The organism is Streptomyces sp. NPDC004327 (assembly GCF_042873935.1).
Taxonomy (GTDB): Bacteria; Actinomycetota; Actinomycetes; order Streptomycetales; family Streptomycetaceae; genus Streptomyces.
In genome coordinates this window covers 204,789-220,627 of the sequence record NZ_JBIAME010000005.1, presented here as the reverse complement: position 1 = coordinate 220,627, position 15,839 = coordinate 204,789, and the positions used below count along the sequence as shown (strand labels likewise).

The window sequence follows — 15,839 nt, the reverse complement described above, 5'->3', positions numbered from 1 at the left end:
TCACTGGTGTCACTGATGGGGGCAGTGAATGGGGGACAGTGAAAGTGACCCGACGGTAACCGTGAACCCTTACCCGAGGTAACTCATCGGTAAGTTACGCGTGGGTAACGATTGCCTCCCGGTAGTCGTCGAGCGCCTCGCCAAAGCGTCCGACGGCCACCAGGAACATGGCCCGGTCGGTCAGGGCCTGGGGGAGGGCCGCGGGTCGGGTGCCGGCGAGGCGGCGGGCGAGGGCGACGCCCTCGTCGAAGAGCGGCCGCAGGGGTTCTTCGATCCGATGGCCGTGCCACTCGGTCGCGAACGACCGGCGAAGCGTCAGCCTGCGGTGCACGGCGTACCGCTCCGGGAGCCGGTGGTCCCCGTCCCCCGCCCCGGCGAGCGCCGCCGCCTCCGCCTCCAGGGCGGGGATGCCGGCGACGTACGCCTCCCGCGTGTCGGGCGACCACTCGTGGCCGGCCGCGCCGAACGGCGGCATCGGCGCGGCCGGGGACGCGGCCGGTTCCGCGGCGCGGCCCGACAGGGTGAAGAGGGTGACCCACCAGTGGAGGATGTTGCTCCAGGACTTCGGCTCGCCGTCCGCCGCGAGCCGGACGAGCAGTTCGAGCGCCTCCCGTCGGGCCGCCCCGGCCTCACCCGGCCGCCCGGCCGCGTCGAGGAGACCGGCGTGGTGGACCAGCTCCCACACCAGGCCCGCAAGCGGGGTGTCGTCCTCCGCGGCCTTGCGCCGTCCCTTCGTCACCGCCAGGGCGAAGGCGTCGACGGCCTCCTCGTGGAGCCCGGCGGCGGACAGCTCCGCCGCCCACGGGTACACCGTCCAGTCCGAGACCTCCGCCGCCTCCGCGGCGACGGCCCCGAGCAGCGCGGCCGCCTCCCGGTGCCGTCCCTCCTCGGCCCGCACCTCGGACAGGCGTCCGCCGCGCCCGGTCTCCGCCAACTCCTCGCACACCGCGCGCCCTTCGGACCGCCGGCCCGCGCCGAACAGCGAGCGCTCGTACGCGCCCAGTGCCCGCTGCGTCAGCTCGGCCCGGGCCGGCACGCCGGCCGGCAGCCGGCGCGCCGCGTCCGCGGCTTCGGCGTGCAGGGCCACCTTCGTCTCCTCGGCCCGGGCCTCGTACCCGAGCAGGATCAGCGCTCCGGCCAGCTTCGGCAGATACGCCAGCGGACTCACCCGCGCCAGTACCCGGTACGCCTCGACCTCCTCCCGTCGAGTCGGCCGGTCGGACCCCAGCAGCAGGACCCGTGCCCGCAGCACCGCGTCCTCGTCGATCTTCCCCGCGTCCGTCATCTTCCCCCTGATCTCCGGATGATTCACGACGGAGATTCTGGGAGCCGGCGGGCAGCCCGGACAAGGTTCGCGAACTGTGCGTTCCGTCCTACGAAAACCGGCCCTGACCTGTCATGATGGTGACGTCTTCACTCCGACGGGAGGGCCGGTGGGCGGCAGCGGCACATCCGAAGTACCGGAAGTTCCCGACGTCCCCGACGTCTTCGATCCCCGCGTCTACGCCGCCGGGATCCCGCACGACCGATTCCGCGCCCTGCGCGACCGTCACCCCGTCGCCCGGCAGGAGGAGTACGAGGTCCTCGGCTGGCCCGCCGGGCCAGGCTTCTGGGCCGTGACGCGGCACGCCGACGTCGTGCGGGTGCTCAAGGACACGGCGGGCTTCTCCTCGCACCTCGGGGCGACCCAGATCCGCGACCCCGACCCGGCCGACCTGCCGTTCATCCGGCGCATGATGCTCAACCAGGACCCTCCGCACCACGGACGGCTGCGCCGGCTCGTCAGCCGCGCCTTCACTCCGGGCCGCATCGAGCGCTTCACCGGCACCGCGCGACTGCGGGCCCGTCAACTGCTCGCCGGCGCACGGGAGTCGGGCCCGGAGGGTGAGGTGGACCTGGTGCGGGCCGTCACCGACGACTACGCGCTGCTCAACCTCACCGACATCCTCGGCGTGCCCGCGGCCGACCGCGGACTGCTGCACGCCTGGACCGAGCGGGTGATCGCCTACCAGGACCCCGACGAACCGCCCGTGCTCGACGCCGATGGACGGCCCGTCAACCCCCGCTCACCGGCCATGCTGGCCGAGATGTTCGCCTACGCGCAGGACCTCGCCGCCCACAAGCGCGCCCACCCCGCCGACGACATCATGACCGTGCTCGCGAACTCCGAACTCCTCGATGCCGAGCTGGAGATGTTCTTCTTCCTGCTGACCGTCGCGGGCAACGACACCGTCCGCAGCGCCGCCCCCGGCGGACTGCTCGCCCTCGCCGGACACCCCGACGAACGGCGCAGGCTCCTGGACGGCGCGGCGGACACCGACACGGCCGTCGGCGAACTCCTGCGCGTCCACCCGCCCGTGCTGCACATCCGGCGCACCGCAGCCCGGGACACCGAACTGGCCGGGGTGCCGATCGCCGCCGGCGACAAGGTCGTCGTCTTCCACGCGTCCGCCAACTTCGACGAGCGCGCCTTCGCCGACCCCTGCCGTCTCGACCTCACCCGTACGCCGAATCCGCACGTCTCCTTCGGCGACGGCCCGCACGTGTGCCTCGGCGCCCACTTCGCCCGGCTCCAACTCCGGCTGCTGCACGAGGAGATGCGCGAGGCCTGCGCGGACCTGGAGACCGCCGGGCCGCCCCGGCGCCTGGTCTCCAACTTCATCAACGGGATCAAGTCGCTGCCGGCGCGGGTGGAGTGGCGGGACTGAGCGGCCGCGCCGTCGCCTGCCGCGTCACGTCGGCGACCAGCTCGACGACATCGGGGCCGTACGCCTGCGAGTTGACCACCTTGAGCAGCAGGACGAAGGTGCCGCCTCGGTAGCGGCGGGCGAGGCGGGCGTGGTGGCGGGCCAGATAGCGGGTGGCCGCCTGGTTGGTGATCGCCCGCTGGCCGCAGAAGAGGAAGACCGGGCGTCCGCCCTCGCCCGCGGTGACCCGCGCGAGCAGCACGTACTCGGTGACGCCCCGCTCCATCGGGTAGCGGTCCTCGCCGATCCTTATCTCGCCGCGCCGCTCCACCGGCTCGGTGGCCGTGCTCATCACAAGCCCCGGCAGCAGGCTGCCGAGATGGGCCGCCATCCGGCGGTTCGAACCGGGCCCGCCGACGCAGAACTCCGTGCGGTCACCGAAGCCGACCTGCGCCAGGTCGTGCTGGACGATCTGCGCGTGCGCCCCGCACTCCTTGACCAGCGCGGCGAGTTCGAGCAGCGCCGACACGTCGAAGCGGTGCACCGCGCCCTCGCTGCCCGCCTCCCGGTTCACCACGAGCAGGCACTCGGAGTGGTCGGGAAGCCCGAAGAACGCCTGCTTCCCGCGGAGTCTGCGGCGCCACAGATACGTACGGGTCAGCCAGCCGATCGAGCCGCTGACGCCGGTGGCCAGGACCCCGAGCACGACGTTGCGCAGGTCTTCGTTCATGGGCGCGCATGCTAGCGGGGAAGCGGCCGGTTGTTCGAGACGCGGTCCTGACGTGACGACGGGGCAGAAGTTACGCTGCGCGGACGGTCCTTGACTGGAGGTACGCATGCGTCGTTCCGCCGTACGGTTCGGGTCGCTCCTGGCCGCCGCCGCGACCTTCCTCTCCGTGGGCGCGGCCGCCCCGCCCACCGAGCGTGCCGCGCCCGCCAAGCAGCCGGTGGCCACCGGCTGGGGCGGCGCCGTCGCCAGCGTCGACGCGGACGCCTCCGCCGCCGGCATCGAGGTGCTCCGCAAGGGCGGCAACGCGGTCGACGCGGCCGTGGCCACGGCCGCCGCGCTCGGCGTCACCGAGCCCTACTCGGCCGGCATCGGCGGAGGCGGCTACTTCGTGTACTACGACGCCACGTCCCGTACGGTGCACACCATCGACGGCCGCGAGACCGCCCCCGCCTCCGCCGACGCGAACCTCTTCGTCGAGAACGGCACGCCCATCCCGTTCGAGGAGGGCCAGACCAGCGGCCGGAGCGTCGGCACGCCCGGCACCCCCGCCACCTGGCGGACCGCGCTCGACGCCTGGGGCAGCAGGCCGCTGCGCCGGCTCCTCGAACCCGCCGAGCGCCTCGCCCGCGACGGCTTCACCGTCGACGCCACCTTCCGCGCCCAGACCGCGGGCAACGAGGCCCGCTTCCGCGACTTCCCGGCCACGTCCGAACTCTTCCTGCCCGGCGGGCAGTTGCCGGCCGTCGGCTCGGTCTTCAAGAACCCCGACCTGGCCCGCACCTACGAGACCCTGGGCCGCGAGGGCGTCGGCGCGCTCTACGAGGGCCCGCTCGCCGACGACATCGTGCACACCGTCCAGCACCCGCCGGTCCGCGCCGGCGCCACCCGCGTGGTCCGCTCCGGCGACCTGACCGGGGCCGACCTCGCCGGATACGAGACGGTCCGGCGCCGGCCGACGAAGGTCTCGTACCGCGGGCTCGACGTCTACTCCATCGCGCCGTCCTCCTCCGGCGGCACCACCGTCGGCGAGGCCCTCAACATCCTGGAGGGCACCGACCTCGCCCACGCCTCCCAGACCCGCTATCTGCACCGCTTCATCGAGGCCAGCCGGATCGCCTTCGCCGACCGGGGCCGCTGGGTCGGCGACCCCGCCTTCGAGGACGTGCCCACCCGCGGCCTGCTCGCGCAGCGGTACGCCGACTCCCGGGCCTGCCTGATCCGCGACGACGCCGCCCTCACCAGCCCGCTCGCACCCGGCGACCCGCGCGAGCCGGCGGCCGGCTGCGCGACCCGCGGCACGGCCGCCCCGACCACGTACGAGGGCGAGAACACCACCCATCTGACGGTGGCCGACAAGTGGGGCAACGTCGTCGCCTACACCCTCACCATCGAGTCCACCGGCGGCAGCGGCATCACCGTCCCCGGCCGCGGCTTCCTGCTCAACAACGAGCTGACCGACTTCTCCTTCGCCCCGGCCAACCCGGCCGTGCACGACCCCAACCTGCCCGGCCCGGGCAAGCGGCCGCGCTCCTCGATCTCCCCGACGATCGTCCTCGACAAGACCGGCCGGCCGGTGCTCGCGCTCGGCTCGCCCGGCGGCGCCACCATCATCACCACCGTCCTGCAGACGCTCACCGGCGTCGTCGACCGCGGCCTGCCGCTCGTCGACGCCATCGCCGCGCCCCGCGCCAGCCAGCGCAACCAGGCCACCACGGAGCTCGAACCGGCGCTGTGGAACAGCCCGTTGAAGGCCGAGCTCGAAGCGCTCGGGCACGGCTTCCGGCAGAACCCGGAGATCGGCGCGGCGACCGGCGTCCAGCGACTGCCGGACGGACGCTGGCTGGCCGCCGCCGAGCCGGTGCGACGCGGCGGCGGCGCGGCGATGGTGGTGAGGCCGGCCTCCTAGAGGCACCCATGGGTGCCTCGGGTTGCCCAAGGGCGCCTCAGAGGTGCCTCGCGGGACCGGCACGGTCACCCAAAGGGTGCCCCAGGGGTCGCTACAGCGCGGTCAGGATGCGCGGGCCGTCGTCCGTGATCGCCACCGTGTGCTCGGCGTGCGCCGCGCGCGAGCCGTCGATCGTGCGGACCGTCCAGCCGTCCCGCGCCGTGTAGTGGTGGTCGCCACCGCCGCCGATCAGCATCGGCTCGATCGCGATCACCATCCCGTGCCGCAGCGGCATGCCCCGGCCCGGGCGTCCCTCGTTGGGGACGTCCGGGCCCTCGTGCATCGTGCGGCCCACGCCGTGCCCGCCGAAGCCGTCCGGGATGCCGTACCCGGCCTTGCGGCAGACCCGGCCGATCGCGTGCGCCACGTCCCCGATCCGCTTGCCGACCCGGGCCGCCGCGATGCCGGCCTCCAGCGCCTCGAACGCCGTGTCGACCAGCCGGGTGTCCTCGGCGCGGGCCCGGCCGACCGTGAAGCTCACGGCCGCGTCGCCGACCCAGCCGTCCAGCACCGCCCCGCAGTCCGCGCTCAGCAGATCGCCGTCGGCGAGCCGGGTGCCGTCCGGGACGCCGTGCACGATCGCGTCGTTCACCGACAGGCACACCACGGCGGGGAAGGGCACCGGCGCCCAGCCCGGGCGGTAGCCCAGGAACGGCGACCCGGCCCCGGCCGCCGCGAGCACCTCCCGCGCCACGCCGTCCAGTTCGGCGAGCGTCACCCCGGGCGCCGCCTTCTCCCGCACGGCCTCCAGGGCCCGGGCCACCACCCGGCCCGCCTCGCGCATCGCCAGCAGGTCCTCGTTCGTCTTGATCTCCACCATGCCAATTACTATACCGGTATAAGAATGGGGTTCCGGTGGACGGGGTCCGTAGAATGGGCCCCATGGTGCGCACCCCCCTGACCCCCGAAGAGCGCGAGCGCGGCGAACGCCTCGGCCTCCTGCTGCGCGAGGCCCGCGGCCCGCGCTCCATGGCCGAGATCGCCGCGGCGGCCGGCCTCTCCGCCGAGACCCTCCGCAAGATCGAGACCGGCCGCGCCCCGACCCCGGCCTTCTTCACCGTGGCGGCACTGGCGGGCGTCCTCGGACTCTCGCTCGACCGGCTGGTGGAGCACTGCGCCCCGGTGGAGACCGCCGCCGCGGCGTGACGGTCTCCGCGTCCCGGGGCGCCGCCTACGCCGACACCGCCAGCTGCACCCGGCTGTGCCGCGGCCGCACCGCCTCGTCGACGACCGCGCGGGCGAGGTCGGCGTGGGCGATCCGGCCCGGTCCGTCGAGCACCGTGCCGACCGCCGTGCGGTAGCCGCCGGTCACCGGCGCCTGCGCGTTCAGGTCGAGCGCCGGCACCACCATCAGCCAGTCCAGGTCCGGGCCCGCCCCGTCCGTGAGCAGCTCGAACTCCTCGACATGGCCCTGCGAGAAGGCCCGGTGCGGCTCGGGGAAGTCCGGCGCGTCCATCATCCGCACGCCCGGCGCGGTCTGAAGCGTCGTGGCGATGCCCACCACGACCAGCCGGCCGACGCCCCCGTCGACGAGCCCGGCCATCAGCGCCTTCGCGGCCGCCGGGAAGAACTCCACGGCCGGGACGTCGAGCCGGACCGAGGCGTTCACCGCCGCCGCGTGGCCCGCCGAGAGCGCCGCCACCGACGTCGGATCGGTGACGTCGCCCCGTACCACCGTGACCGAACCACCCTCCAGATCACGGTACTTGGCCGGATCGCGGACCACGGCCGTCACGCGCAGGCCGCGTGCCGCCGCCTCCGCCACGGTCGCCCGGCCGACCCGCCCGCCGGCGCCGAACACGATGAGGCCGTTCCGGTCGTCCCGCATGTCGTCGTCCCGCATGTCGTCGTCCCGCATGTCGTTGTCGCGCATGTCGTTGTCGGTCATGGGACGGACCGTAGGACGCGGCCACCCGGTTACTTCAACGGTACCGGCGGCCTCTGGGCTAGGTTCGACGCCATGGAGGACCCGACCGAGCCGAACCCGCTGCCGCGCGACCTGTTCCACCACCCCGACTGCTCCACGTCCGCCCGGCCCATCCGCTTCGGCGGCAAGTGGACCGCGCTGGTGCTGCGCTGCCTGGAGGACGGCCGGCCGCGCCGCTTCACCGAGCTGCGCGTCCCGCTCCACTGGATCACCCCGAAGGTGCTCACCGAGACCCTGCGCGCCATGGAACGCGACGGCTTCGTCTCCCGGACCGTGTACGACGAGAACCCGCCCCGCGTCGAGTACGCCCTCACCGGCCTCGGCCGCTCCCTGATCGACCCCCTGGACACCGCCTGCGCGTGGGCCCGCGACCACGCCCCCGAGATCACCGGCGCGCGCCGGTCCTACGACGCGACCGCCGACGAGGGCAGCCCTGTGGCCTAGCAGCGGATGCGGGGCCGGGCGCCCGGCCCCACGGTGGACGCGTGAACCGTCGTCAGAAGCCCGCCCGCCGTCCCGGTGCCTCCCGCACTCTCGCGCCCGCGAAGCCCGCCACCCGCCGCGGTGCCGCCAGCCGTGGTGCCGTCCGCCCGGCCGGGCTCCTCGCCGCCGTGCTCCTGCTCGCCGCCGGCGCGTCCGCGTGCGGCTCGGGATCCGGCGCGCCGAGCGCCGCCGCACCGCCCGCCGGCACCGCGCCCGAGCACTTCACGCACCCGGGCGTGCTCGTCGGCAAGGCCCAGCTGGCGGCCGTGCGCAAGCACGTCGCGGCCGGGCAGGAGCCGTGGAAGACCGCGTACGAGGACATGAGGGCGAGCAAGTACGCCGCGCCCGACTACACCCCGCACCCCGCGAAGACCGTCGCCTGCGCCTCGAACGCCGGCACCGACGCCTGTGTCGCCGAGCGCGAGGACGCCATCGCCGCCTACACCCAGGCCCTGATGTGGCAGATCTCCGGGGACACCGCCTACGCCGACAAGGCCGTCGAGATCATGGACGCCTGGTCGAAGACGGTGAAGCGGCACACCCGTGACGACGCCGACCTCCAGACCGCCTGGTCCGGCTCCTCCTGGGCGCGCGCCGCCGAGCTCGTGCACGCCGGCTACCCGGCCTGGAAGGGGCCGGAGGTGCAGCGCTTCAAGTGGATGCTGCGCAAGGCCTACCTGCCCGACGTCACCGCCAACGTGCCCGACTACAACGGCAACTGGGAGCTGGCGATGACGGACGCCGCCATGGGCATGGCGGTGTTCCTGGAGGACCGGGACCTCTACGCCGACGCGGTACGGCGCTACCGCGCCCGCGTGCCCGCCTACTTCTACCTCGCCTCCGACGGCGCGCTGCCCAAGCCGCCGCCCGGCGGCACCGTCAAGTCGGCCGACCAGCTCGCCACGTACTGGTTCGGCCAGCGCACCTACCGCGACGGCGTCGGCCAGGAGACCTGCCGCAACTTCATGCACATCGGCTACTCCCTCGCCGCCACCGCCCACATCGCCGAGACCGCCTGGCACCAGGGACTCGACCTCTACCGCGAGGAGGCCGACCGGCTCTCCGCCGCACTGGAGTTCCACTCCCGCTACCAGCTCGGCGAGGCCGCCCCGCGCTGGCTGTGCGGCGGGAAGATCACCCGCACCATGGGCCCCGACGTCGAGGTCGCCCTCAACCACCTCCAGGGCCGCATGGGCCGCGCCCTCCCGCAGACCGCCAAGCTCGCCGCGAGCCAGCGGCCCGGCGGCACCGACGACCTCTTCGTGGCCTGGGAGACCCTCACCCACGCCGGCAATCCGACCCCCGCTTAGGGCCTGTCCGGCGGATCAGGGTCGGACAGGCCCTGGACGGCACGGCTAAGCTCGGCGCCCGTGATACCCGAAGAACTGCGGCGCGGCCGCTACGTCAGCCTCACCACCTTCCGCAAGGACGGCACCGGCGTCGCCACTCCCGTCTGGTACGCGGTCGAGGGCGACGCGCTGTACGCCTGGACCCGCAGCGACTCCTGGAAGGTCAAGCGGCTGCGGCGCGACCCGCGCGTCGTGGCCGCCGTCTGCGACGTGCGCGGCAACGTGGCCGAGGGCGCCGTACGGGTCGAGGGCACGGCCCGGCTCGTGACCGGCGAGGAGCTGCGCCGGATCCGCGGGCTGCTCTCCCGCAAGTACACCTGGCAGTACTGGGCCGTCGACTGGCCCGCGACCCTCGCCCGCCTCGGCAAGCGCCCGCACACGGGCATCATCGTGAGCTTCCCGGGCGCCTGACGGAAAACTCTGCGTAGCCGTCCCGTAACACGACTGCGGTCCAATGCCGGTGCACAGGGACCGAGTGGCAGCGGCGCGGGACGGTACGCATGACGGCGCATCAACTACCGACGGAAGTGGTCGCGTTCGCCGGATGGCTGAACGAACTGGTGGGCCGGCTCAGGCCGGGCGAGGGCTGGTACGGGGTGTTCGCCGCCCGCGAGCCCGAGGGCCTGCGCGCCTGCTTCCAGGGCACGGACATCCTGCCCTGGGACATCGCCGAGTCCCTGCTCCGCGACCTCGGTGAGCGCGCCGACGGTCCCCGTGGCGTCCGCGGCAGACAGCTGTACGAGGCCGCCGCCACCGCCCACGACCGCGCACCGGGCGCGGCGGCGACGCTCACCGCCCGCCGCGGGCTGCTGACCCGTGAGGCCGCGCGGGCGGAGTCCCGGCTCCGCGTGCCGGACCTCGACGACACGGAACGCGCGTGGGTCCGCGACGACCTGATCCGGGCACGGGCGAGGATCGCGGACCTGGCGGCGCGCCTGGCGCGCCTCGCCGAGGAGACGAAGGGGCGGGAGACGGGGGCCGCTGCCGGGTCCTGGTTCGCGCCCGGGACCGGGTGGGAGCCCGGGCGCCGTGCTGCGCCCGCGCCCGAGCCCGAGTTCCAGCCCGAGTTCAGGCGCGTGGCTGCGCCCGCGCCGGCGCCGGGACCCGCACCGGGACCCCCACCGATGCCTGAGTCCGATGCCGCGCCCGCACCCGTCCCCGCCCCCGGCTCTCCGGTGGCCCCGCCCGTCCGGCGTCGGCCGCGCGGGGCGCGGTACGCCTGGCTGGAGGCCGAGGCGGAGCCCGTAACGGCACCCGCTCCCGCTTCCGTGCCCGGGCCGCCGGCCGGGGCCGTGGCTCCGCGCGGGGCCCGCTTCGGCGGAGCCGCCGCCCCGCCCGTACCTCAGGGCGCGCAACGCCCCGCGCCCGGCTCCGCCCCGGATTCGCTCCGCGCCGCGGGCAACGCCGTCTACGCCCTGCGGCGGCTGCGCGCCCAGGGGCGCAGCGGCGAGGCGCACGCGTTGCTGTGCGAGGCGCTCGGCGGGCCGGCCGGGTGGCTGCCGGTGCTCGCCGCCGAGCTGTGCGCCGCCGGGCTCGCCGCGGACTGGGGCACGCTGCTGTGGGAGGCGGCCGCGCTGCCGCCCGAGCGGCTCGCCGCCGTCGCCGGGGCGCTCGCCGACGCGGGGCGCGCGCAGGACTGCGAGCAGTTGCTGCGCCAGGGCGTGGCCCGCCCGGTGGAGGAGCTGGCCGGCGCGTGTGCCGCGCTGCGGGCGGCGGGGCGCGAGGCCGAGGCCGGCGCGCTGCTGACCGCGTTCGTCCGCTGCCGTACGCCCGAGGACGCCGCCCGGCTCGCCGCCGCCGGCCCCGCCACGCTCACGCCTGCCCTGCTCGAAGCGGCCCGTGCCGTGTCGCGGGACCGCGAGCGCGATCTGCGGCACGCGCTGCGGGTCGCCGGGCGTGCCTGAGATCTCGTCCGGGTTGGGGAAGAATCGCACTTGAAGCTGCCGCTGCGGCAGCTTCTACGGTGCTGAACAGGGCCGGAACGACCGGCCCGGTGAATCCGTGAGGGAGGCGGCCGATGGCCTGGCCGATCGCGGAGGTGGCCCGGATGTCGGGCGTGACGGCCCGCACCCTGCGCCACTACGACGAGGTGGGCCTGCTGCCGCCGGCCCGGGTCGGGCACAACGGGCGCCGCTGGTACGAGGAGCGGGACCTGCTGCGCCTCCAGCAGATCCTGGTGCTGCGCGCCCTCGGCCTCGGCATCCCGGAGATCGGCAGGGTCCTCGCCGAGCAGGTCGACGAGGTGGAGGCCCTGCGCGGCCACCACCGGCGCCTCGTCGAGGAGCGCGACCGGCTCGACGCGCTGGCCGCCACCGTCTCCCGCACGATCACCGATCTGGAGCAGTCCAGAAAGGACGGCACACCCATGACCGAGATCAACCGCCCGGAGAACCTCTTCGAAGGCGTCCGCCCCGCCGATGTCGCCGAGAGCCTGCGGGACTTCCCGGAGCACGCCGAGCGGGTCGCCGCCCACACGGCGACCCTGACCGCGTCGGACGTCGACGCGGCCCAGCGCGAGCGGACCGCGCAGCTGGTCCGCCTCGCCGAGCTGCTCGCCGCCGGGCACCCGGCCGGCGCGGCGCCCGTCCAGACCGAGATCGCCGCGCAGTACGCGGCCCTGACCGCCCTGCGCACGGTGACCACCGCCGAGTACCGGGCGATGGCCGCCGCCTGCACCGGCAACCCGGCGTGGCAGGCCGCCTACGAGTCCATCGCTCCGGGCCTCGCCGCCTACCAGCGCGCGGCGATGGAGACGTACGCCGACACCCGGCTGAGCTGACCGGAAGAATCCGCGCGGCGGGGCGCCCCGCCGCGCGGACCGGCCCGTACCCGGACGTGTCGTTACGTGTCCGACGTCGACCACTCGGGTATGAAACATGATCGACTCCGCTGCTTCACGGTGGTGGTCTTGCTCCGGGCTGTGACGGGGCTTACGTTCTCCTCCTACGCATCGCGTCTACGTGCGTAGAGGCTCTCTGACGCCGTGCCGAAGGAGCAGCTCATGACCGACGTCGTACGCGCCGCGCTCGTCCAGGCGACCTGGACCGGCGACACCGAATCCATGATCGCCAAGCATGAGGAACACGCCCGCGAGGCGGCCCGGCAAGGGGCGAAGGTCATCGGGTTCCAGGAGGTGTTCAACGCCCCGTACTTCTGCCAGGTGCAGGAGGCCGAGCACTACCGCTGGGCCGAGCCCGTGCCCGACGGGCCCACCGTGAGCAGGATGCGGGAGCTCGCCCGGGAGACCGGGATGGTGATCGTCGTCCCCGTCTTCGAGGTCGAGGGCGCCGGCTTCTACTACAACACCGCCGCCGTCATCGACGCCGACGGCACCTATCTCGGCAAGTACCGCAAGCACCACATCCCGCAGGTCAAGGGCTTCTGGGAGAAGTACTACTTCCGCCCCGGCAACCTCGGCTGGCCCGTCTTCGACACCGCCGTCGGCAAGGTCGGCGTCTACATCTGCTACGACCGCCACTTCCCCGAGGGCTGGCGCCAACTCGGCCTCAACGGAGCCCAGTTGGTCTACAACCCGTCGGCCACCCACCGCGGGCTCTCGTCCTACCTCTGGCAGCTCGAACAGCCCGCGGCGGCCGTCGCCAACGAGTACTTCGTCGCCGCCATCAACCGCGTCGGCATCGAGGAGTACGGCGACAACGACTTCTACGGCACCAGCTACTTCGTCGACCCGCGCGGCCAGTTCGTCGGCGACGTCGCCTCCGACAAGGAGGAGGAACTCGTCGTCCGCGACCTCGACTTCCGGGTCATCGAGGAGGTCCGGCAGCAGTGGGCGTTCTACCGAGACCGCCGACCCGACGCCTACGACGGGCTGGTGCAGCCGTGAGCAGCCTCTACGACCGCCACCGCGCCGTCATCCCCGACTGGGTCGCCCTCTACTACCGCCACCCCATCGAGCTCACCCACGGCGAGGGCCGCCACGTCTGGGACGCCGACGGCAACCGTTACCTCGACTTCTTCGGCGGCATCCTCACCACCATGACCGCCCACGCCCTGCCCGAGGTCACCAAGGCCGTCGCCGAGCAGGCCGGGCGGATCATCCACTCCTCCACCCTCTACCTCAACCGCCCCATGGTGGAGCTCGCCGAACGGATCGCCGCCCTCTCCGGCATCCCCGACGCCCGCGTCTTCTTCACCACCTCCGGCACCGAGGCCAACGACACCGCCCTGCTGCTCGCCACCGCCTACACCGGCTCCAACCAGATCCTGGCGATGCGCAACAGCTACCACGGCCGCTCGTTCTCGACCGTCGGCATCACCGGCAACCGCAGCTGGTCGCCGACGAGCCTCTCCCCGCTGCAGACCCTGTACGTGCACGGCGGCGTCCGCAGCCGCGGCCCGTACGCCGGGCTCAGCGACGAGCGGTTCACCGAGGCGTGCGTCGCCGACCTGGAGGACGTGCTCGGCCAGACCCGCGCGGGCGTCGCCGCGCTCATCGCCGAACCCATCCAGGGCGTCGGCGGCTTCACCTCCCCGCCCGACGGCCTCTACGCCGCCTTCCGCCGGGTCCTCGACCGGCACGGCATCCTGTGGATCGCCGACGAGGTGCAGACCGGCTGGGGCCGCACCGGCGAGCACTTCTGGGGCTGGCAGGCGCACGGCCAGGCCGGACCGCCCGACATCCTCACCTTCGCCAAGGGCATCGGCAACGGCATGTCCATCGGCGGCGTCGTCGCCCGCGCCGAGATCATGAACAGCCTCGACGCCAACTCCATCTCCACCTTCGGCGGTTCGCCCGTCACCATGGCCGCCGGGCTCGCCAACCTCACGTACCTCCTCGACCACGACCTCCAGGGCAACGCCCGCCGGGTCGGCGGCCTGCTCATCGAACGGCTCCGGGCCGCGACCGCCGGCGTCGACGCCGTACGCGAGGTGCGCGGCCGCGGACTGATGATCGGCATCGAGCTCACCGAACCCGGCACCGACCGGGCGAACCCGGACGCCGCGGCCGCCGTCCTGGAGGCCACCCGGCAGAACGGGCTGCTCATCGGCAAGGGCGGCGGCCACAACACCAGCGCCCTGCGCATCGCGCCGCCGCTCTCGCTGTCCATCGCCGAGGCCGAGGAAGGCGCCGCCATCCTCGAACAGGCCCTCAGGAACCTCTAGTCCGCGCTCCGGCGCAGGCCTGCGGCCCAAGCCCCAGGTGTCGAGCCTACGGCCCAAGCCCCAGGGGTCGAGCCTACGGCGCAAGCCCCAGGCCGAGCCCGCGGGCCCAAGCCCCAGGCCGAGCCCGCGGCCCGAGCCTCCAGCCCGGGCCACCGCTTCACGATCCCTCTACCTTCCGGGGAGTAGTCCCGTGAGCACCCGAACCCTCATCCGCGGCGGCCTCGTCATCACCGCCGCCGACGAGACCCACGCCGACGTGCTGATCGAGGACGGGCGGATCGTCGCCCTGGCCGCCCACGGCTCCGACATCGCCGCCGGCTGGACCGCCGACCGCACGATCGACGCCACCGACCGCTATGTCATCCCGGGCGGCGTCGACGCCCACACCCACATGGAACTCCCCTTCGGCGGCACCTTCGCCTCCGACACCTTCGAGACCGGCACCCGCGCCGCCGCCTGGGGCGGCACCACCACCATCGTCGACTTCGCCGTGCAGAGCGTCGGCCACTCCCTCAGGGAAGGACTCGACGCCTGGTACGCCAAGGCCGACGGCAACTGCGCCGTCGACTACGGCTTCCACATGATCCTCTCCGACGTCAACGAGGGCACCCTCAAGGAGATGGACCGGCTCGTCCAGGAGGGCATCTCCTCCTTCAAGCTGTTCATGGCCTATCCGGGGGTCTTCTACAGCGACGACGGGCAGATCCTGCGGGCCATGCAGCGCGGCGCCGCCAACGGCGGGCTGATCATGATGCACGCCGAGAACGGCATCGCCATCGACGTCCTGGTGGAGCAGGCCCTGGCCCGGGGCGAGACCGACCCGCGCTACCACGGCGAGGTCCGCAAGGCGCTCCTGGAGGCGGAGGCCACCCACCGGGCGATCCAGCTCGCGCGGGTGGCGGGCGCGCCGCTGTACGTGGTGCACGTGTCGGCCGAGGAGGCCGTCGACGAGCTCGCGGCCGCCCGCGACAAGGGGCTGCCGGTCTTCGGCGAGACCTGCCCGCAGTACCTGTTCCTGTCCACCGACAACCTCGCCGAACCGGAATTCGAGGGCGCCAAGTACGTCTGCTCCACGCCGCTGCGGCCGAAGGAGCACCAGGCCGCGCTCTGGCGGGGGCTGCGCACCAACGACCTCCAGGTGGTCTCCACCGACCACTGCCCCTTCTGCTTCGTCGGCCAGAAGGAGCTGGGGCGCGGCGACTTCTCGAAGATCCCCAACGGTCTGCCGGGCGTCGAGAACCGCATGGACCTGCTCCACCAGGCGGTCGTCGACGGGCACATCTCACGGCGCCGCTGGATCGAGATCGCCTGCGCCACGCCGGCGCGGATGTTCGGCCTGTACCCGCAGAAGGGCACGATCGCGCCGGGCGCCGACGCCGACGTCGTCATCTACGACCCGCACGCCACCCAGACCCTGTCCGCGGCCACCCACCACATGAACGTCGACTACTCGGCGTACGAGGGGAAGACGGTCACCGGCCAGGTCGAGACCGTGCTCTCGCGCGGCGAACCCGTCGTCGACCAGCGGAAGTTCACCGGCCGCGCCGGCCACGGCAGCTTCGTCCCCCGCTCCACCTGCCAGTACCTGAACTAG

At 73.7% G+C, this 15,839-nt stretch carries 15 protein-coding genes; 11 read left to right on the top strand and 4 right to left on the bottom strand.

The annotated features are described in order from the left end of the window. Positions 1–94 precede the first annotated feature (94 nt). Positions 95–1,312, bottom strand: coding sequence for a hypothetical protein (locus tag ACFYU9_RS18745; RefSeq protein ID WP_389345423.1), 1,218 nt, complete (start codon positions 1,310–1,312; stop codon positions 95–97). 121 nt (positions 1,313–1,433) lie between these two features. On the opposite strand from ACFYU9_RS18745, the gene ACFYU9_RS18740 reads away from it, so the two are divergent. Next, positions 1,434–2,708 carry a cytochrome P450 gene (locus ACFYU9_RS18740; RefSeq protein ID WP_389345422.1) on the top strand — a complete coding sequence of 425 codons (1,275 nt, stop codon included), beginning with the start codon at positions 1,434–1,436 and terminating at the stop codon, positions 2,706–2,708. Here ACFYU9_RS18740 and ACFYU9_RS18735 read toward each other — a convergent pair. Then, complete coding sequence (locus ACFYU9_RS18735) at positions 2,671–3,417, bottom strand: hypothetical protein (RefSeq protein WP_389345421.1); 747 nt, start codon at positions 3,415–3,417, stop codon at positions 2,671–2,673. The two genes, ACFYU9_RS18740 and ACFYU9_RS18735, sit on opposite strands and share 38 nt — an antisense overlap. A gap of 106 nt (positions 3,418–3,523) precedes the next feature. Here ACFYU9_RS18735 and ggt point away from each other — a divergent pair, with 106 nt between their 5' ends. Then, positions 3,524–5,323, top strand: a complete 1,800-nt coding sequence (gene ggt, locus ACFYU9_RS18730; RefSeq protein WP_389345420.1) for a gamma-glutamyltransferase — start codon at positions 3,524–3,526, stop codon at positions 5,321–5,323. Between the two features lie 91 nt (positions 5,324–5,414). Here ggt and map read toward each other — a convergent pair whose 3' ends face one another. Next, positions 5,415–6,182, bottom strand: coding sequence for a type I methionyl aminopeptidase (gene map, locus ACFYU9_RS18725; RefSeq protein ID WP_389345419.1), 768 nt, complete (start codon positions 6,180–6,182; stop codon positions 5,415–5,417). Positions 6,183–6,244: 62 nt separating this feature from the next. Between map and ACFYU9_RS18720 the strand changes: the two genes are divergently transcribed. Next, positions 6,245–6,508 (top strand): helix-turn-helix domain-containing protein, encoded by a 264-nt coding sequence (locus tag ACFYU9_RS18720; protein WP_389207148.1) that lies wholly within the window; start codon positions 6,245–6,247, stop codon positions 6,506–6,508. A 25-nt stretch (positions 6,509–6,533) separates the two neighbouring features. On the opposite strand, the gene ACFYU9_RS18715 is transcribed toward ACFYU9_RS18720, so the two are convergent. After that, a complete protein-coding gene (locus ACFYU9_RS18715; protein ID WP_389345418.1) occupies positions 6,534–7,250 on the bottom strand; it encodes an NAD(P)-dependent oxidoreductase in 717 nt (238 codons plus the stop codon). Positions 7,251–7,322: 72 nt separating this feature from the next. Here ACFYU9_RS18715 and ACFYU9_RS18710 point away from each other — a divergent pair, with 72 nt between their 5' ends. The 8 genes from ACFYU9_RS18710 to hydA all read left to right on the top strand — a co-directional run bounded on the left by ACFYU9_RS18710 (position 7,323) and on the right by hydA (position 15,839). Beyond that, positions 7,323–7,733: a winged helix-turn-helix transcriptional regulator gene (locus ACFYU9_RS18710; RefSeq protein WP_389345417.1), complete on the top strand. Its 411-nt coding sequence runs from the start codon at positions 7,323–7,325 to the stop codon at positions 7,731–7,733. Positions 7,734–7,900: 167 nt separating this feature from the next. After that, positions 7,901–9,082, top strand: a complete 1,182-nt coding sequence (locus ACFYU9_RS18705) for an alginate lyase family protein (protein ID WP_389345659.1) — start codon at positions 7,901–7,903, stop codon at positions 9,080–9,082. Positions 9,083–9,142: 60 nt separating this feature from the next. Further along, complete coding sequence (locus tag ACFYU9_RS18700; RefSeq protein WP_389345416.1) at positions 9,143–9,532, top strand: PPOX class F420-dependent oxidoreductase; 390 nt, start codon at positions 9,143–9,145, stop codon at positions 9,530–9,532. 89 nt (positions 9,533–9,621) lie between these two features. Next, positions 9,622–11,025 carry a UL36 very large tegument protein gene (locus ACFYU9_RS18695; protein ID WP_389345415.1) on the top strand — a complete coding sequence of 468 codons (1,404 nt, stop codon included), beginning with the start codon at positions 9,622–9,624 and terminating at the stop codon, positions 11,023–11,025. A gap of 113 nt (positions 11,026–11,138) precedes the next feature. After that, positions 11,139–11,900, top strand: a complete 762-nt coding sequence (locus tag ACFYU9_RS18690; RefSeq protein ID WP_389207138.1) for a MerR family transcriptional regulator — start codon at positions 11,139–11,141, stop codon at positions 11,898–11,900. Between the two features lie 222 nt (positions 11,901–12,122). Beyond that, complete coding sequence (locus ACFYU9_RS18685; protein WP_389345414.1) at positions 12,123–12,965, top strand: nitrilase-related carbon-nitrogen hydrolase; 843 nt, start codon at positions 12,123–12,125, stop codon at positions 12,963–12,965. Further along, positions 12,962–14,245 (top strand): aspartate aminotransferase family protein, encoded by a 1,284-nt coding sequence (locus ACFYU9_RS18680; protein ID WP_389345413.1) that lies wholly within the window; start codon positions 12,962–12,964, stop codon positions 14,243–14,245. Before ACFYU9_RS18685 ends, ACFYU9_RS18680 begins: the two co-directional genes overlap by 4 nt. Positions 14,246–14,435: 190 nt before the next feature. Further along, positions 14,436–15,839, top strand: a complete 1,404-nt coding sequence (hydA, locus tag ACFYU9_RS18675; protein WP_389345412.1) for a dihydropyrimidinase — start codon at positions 14,436–14,438, stop codon at positions 15,837–15,839.

Coding starts and splice junctions, on each gene's coding strand:
- ACFYU9_RS18735 (WP_389345421.1), bottom strand. CDS start 3,417: ATGAACGAAGACCTGCGCAACGTCGTGCTCGGGGTCCTGGCCACCGGC.
- ggt (WP_389345420.1), top strand. CDS start 3,524: ATGCGTCGTTCCGCCGTACGGTTCGGGTCGCTCCTGGCCGCCGCCGCG.
- map (WP_389345419.1), bottom strand. CDS start 6,182: ATGGTGGAGATCAAGACGAACGAGGACCTGCTGGCGATGCGCGAGGCG.
- ACFYU9_RS18720 (WP_389207148.1), top strand. CDS start 6,245: ATGGTGCGCACCCCCCTGACCCCCGAAGAGCGCGAGCGCGGCGAACGC.
- ACFYU9_RS18715 (WP_389345418.1), bottom strand. CDS start 7,250: ATGACCGACAACGACATGCGCGACAACGACATGCGGGACGACGACATG.
- ACFYU9_RS18710 (WP_389345417.1), top strand. CDS start 7,323: ATGGAGGACCCGACCGAGCCGAACCCGCTGCCGCGCGACCTGTTCCAC.
- ACFYU9_RS18695 (WP_389345415.1), top strand. CDS start 9,622: ATGACGGCGCATCAACTACCGACGGAAGTGGTCGCGTTCGCCGGATGG.
- ACFYU9_RS18690 (WP_389207138.1), top strand. CDS start 11,139: ATGGCCTGGCCGATCGCGGAGGTGGCCCGGATGTCGGGCGTGACGGCC.
- ACFYU9_RS18685 (WP_389345414.1), top strand. CDS start 12,123: ATGACCGACGTCGTACGCGCCGCGCTCGTCCAGGCGACCTGGACCGGC.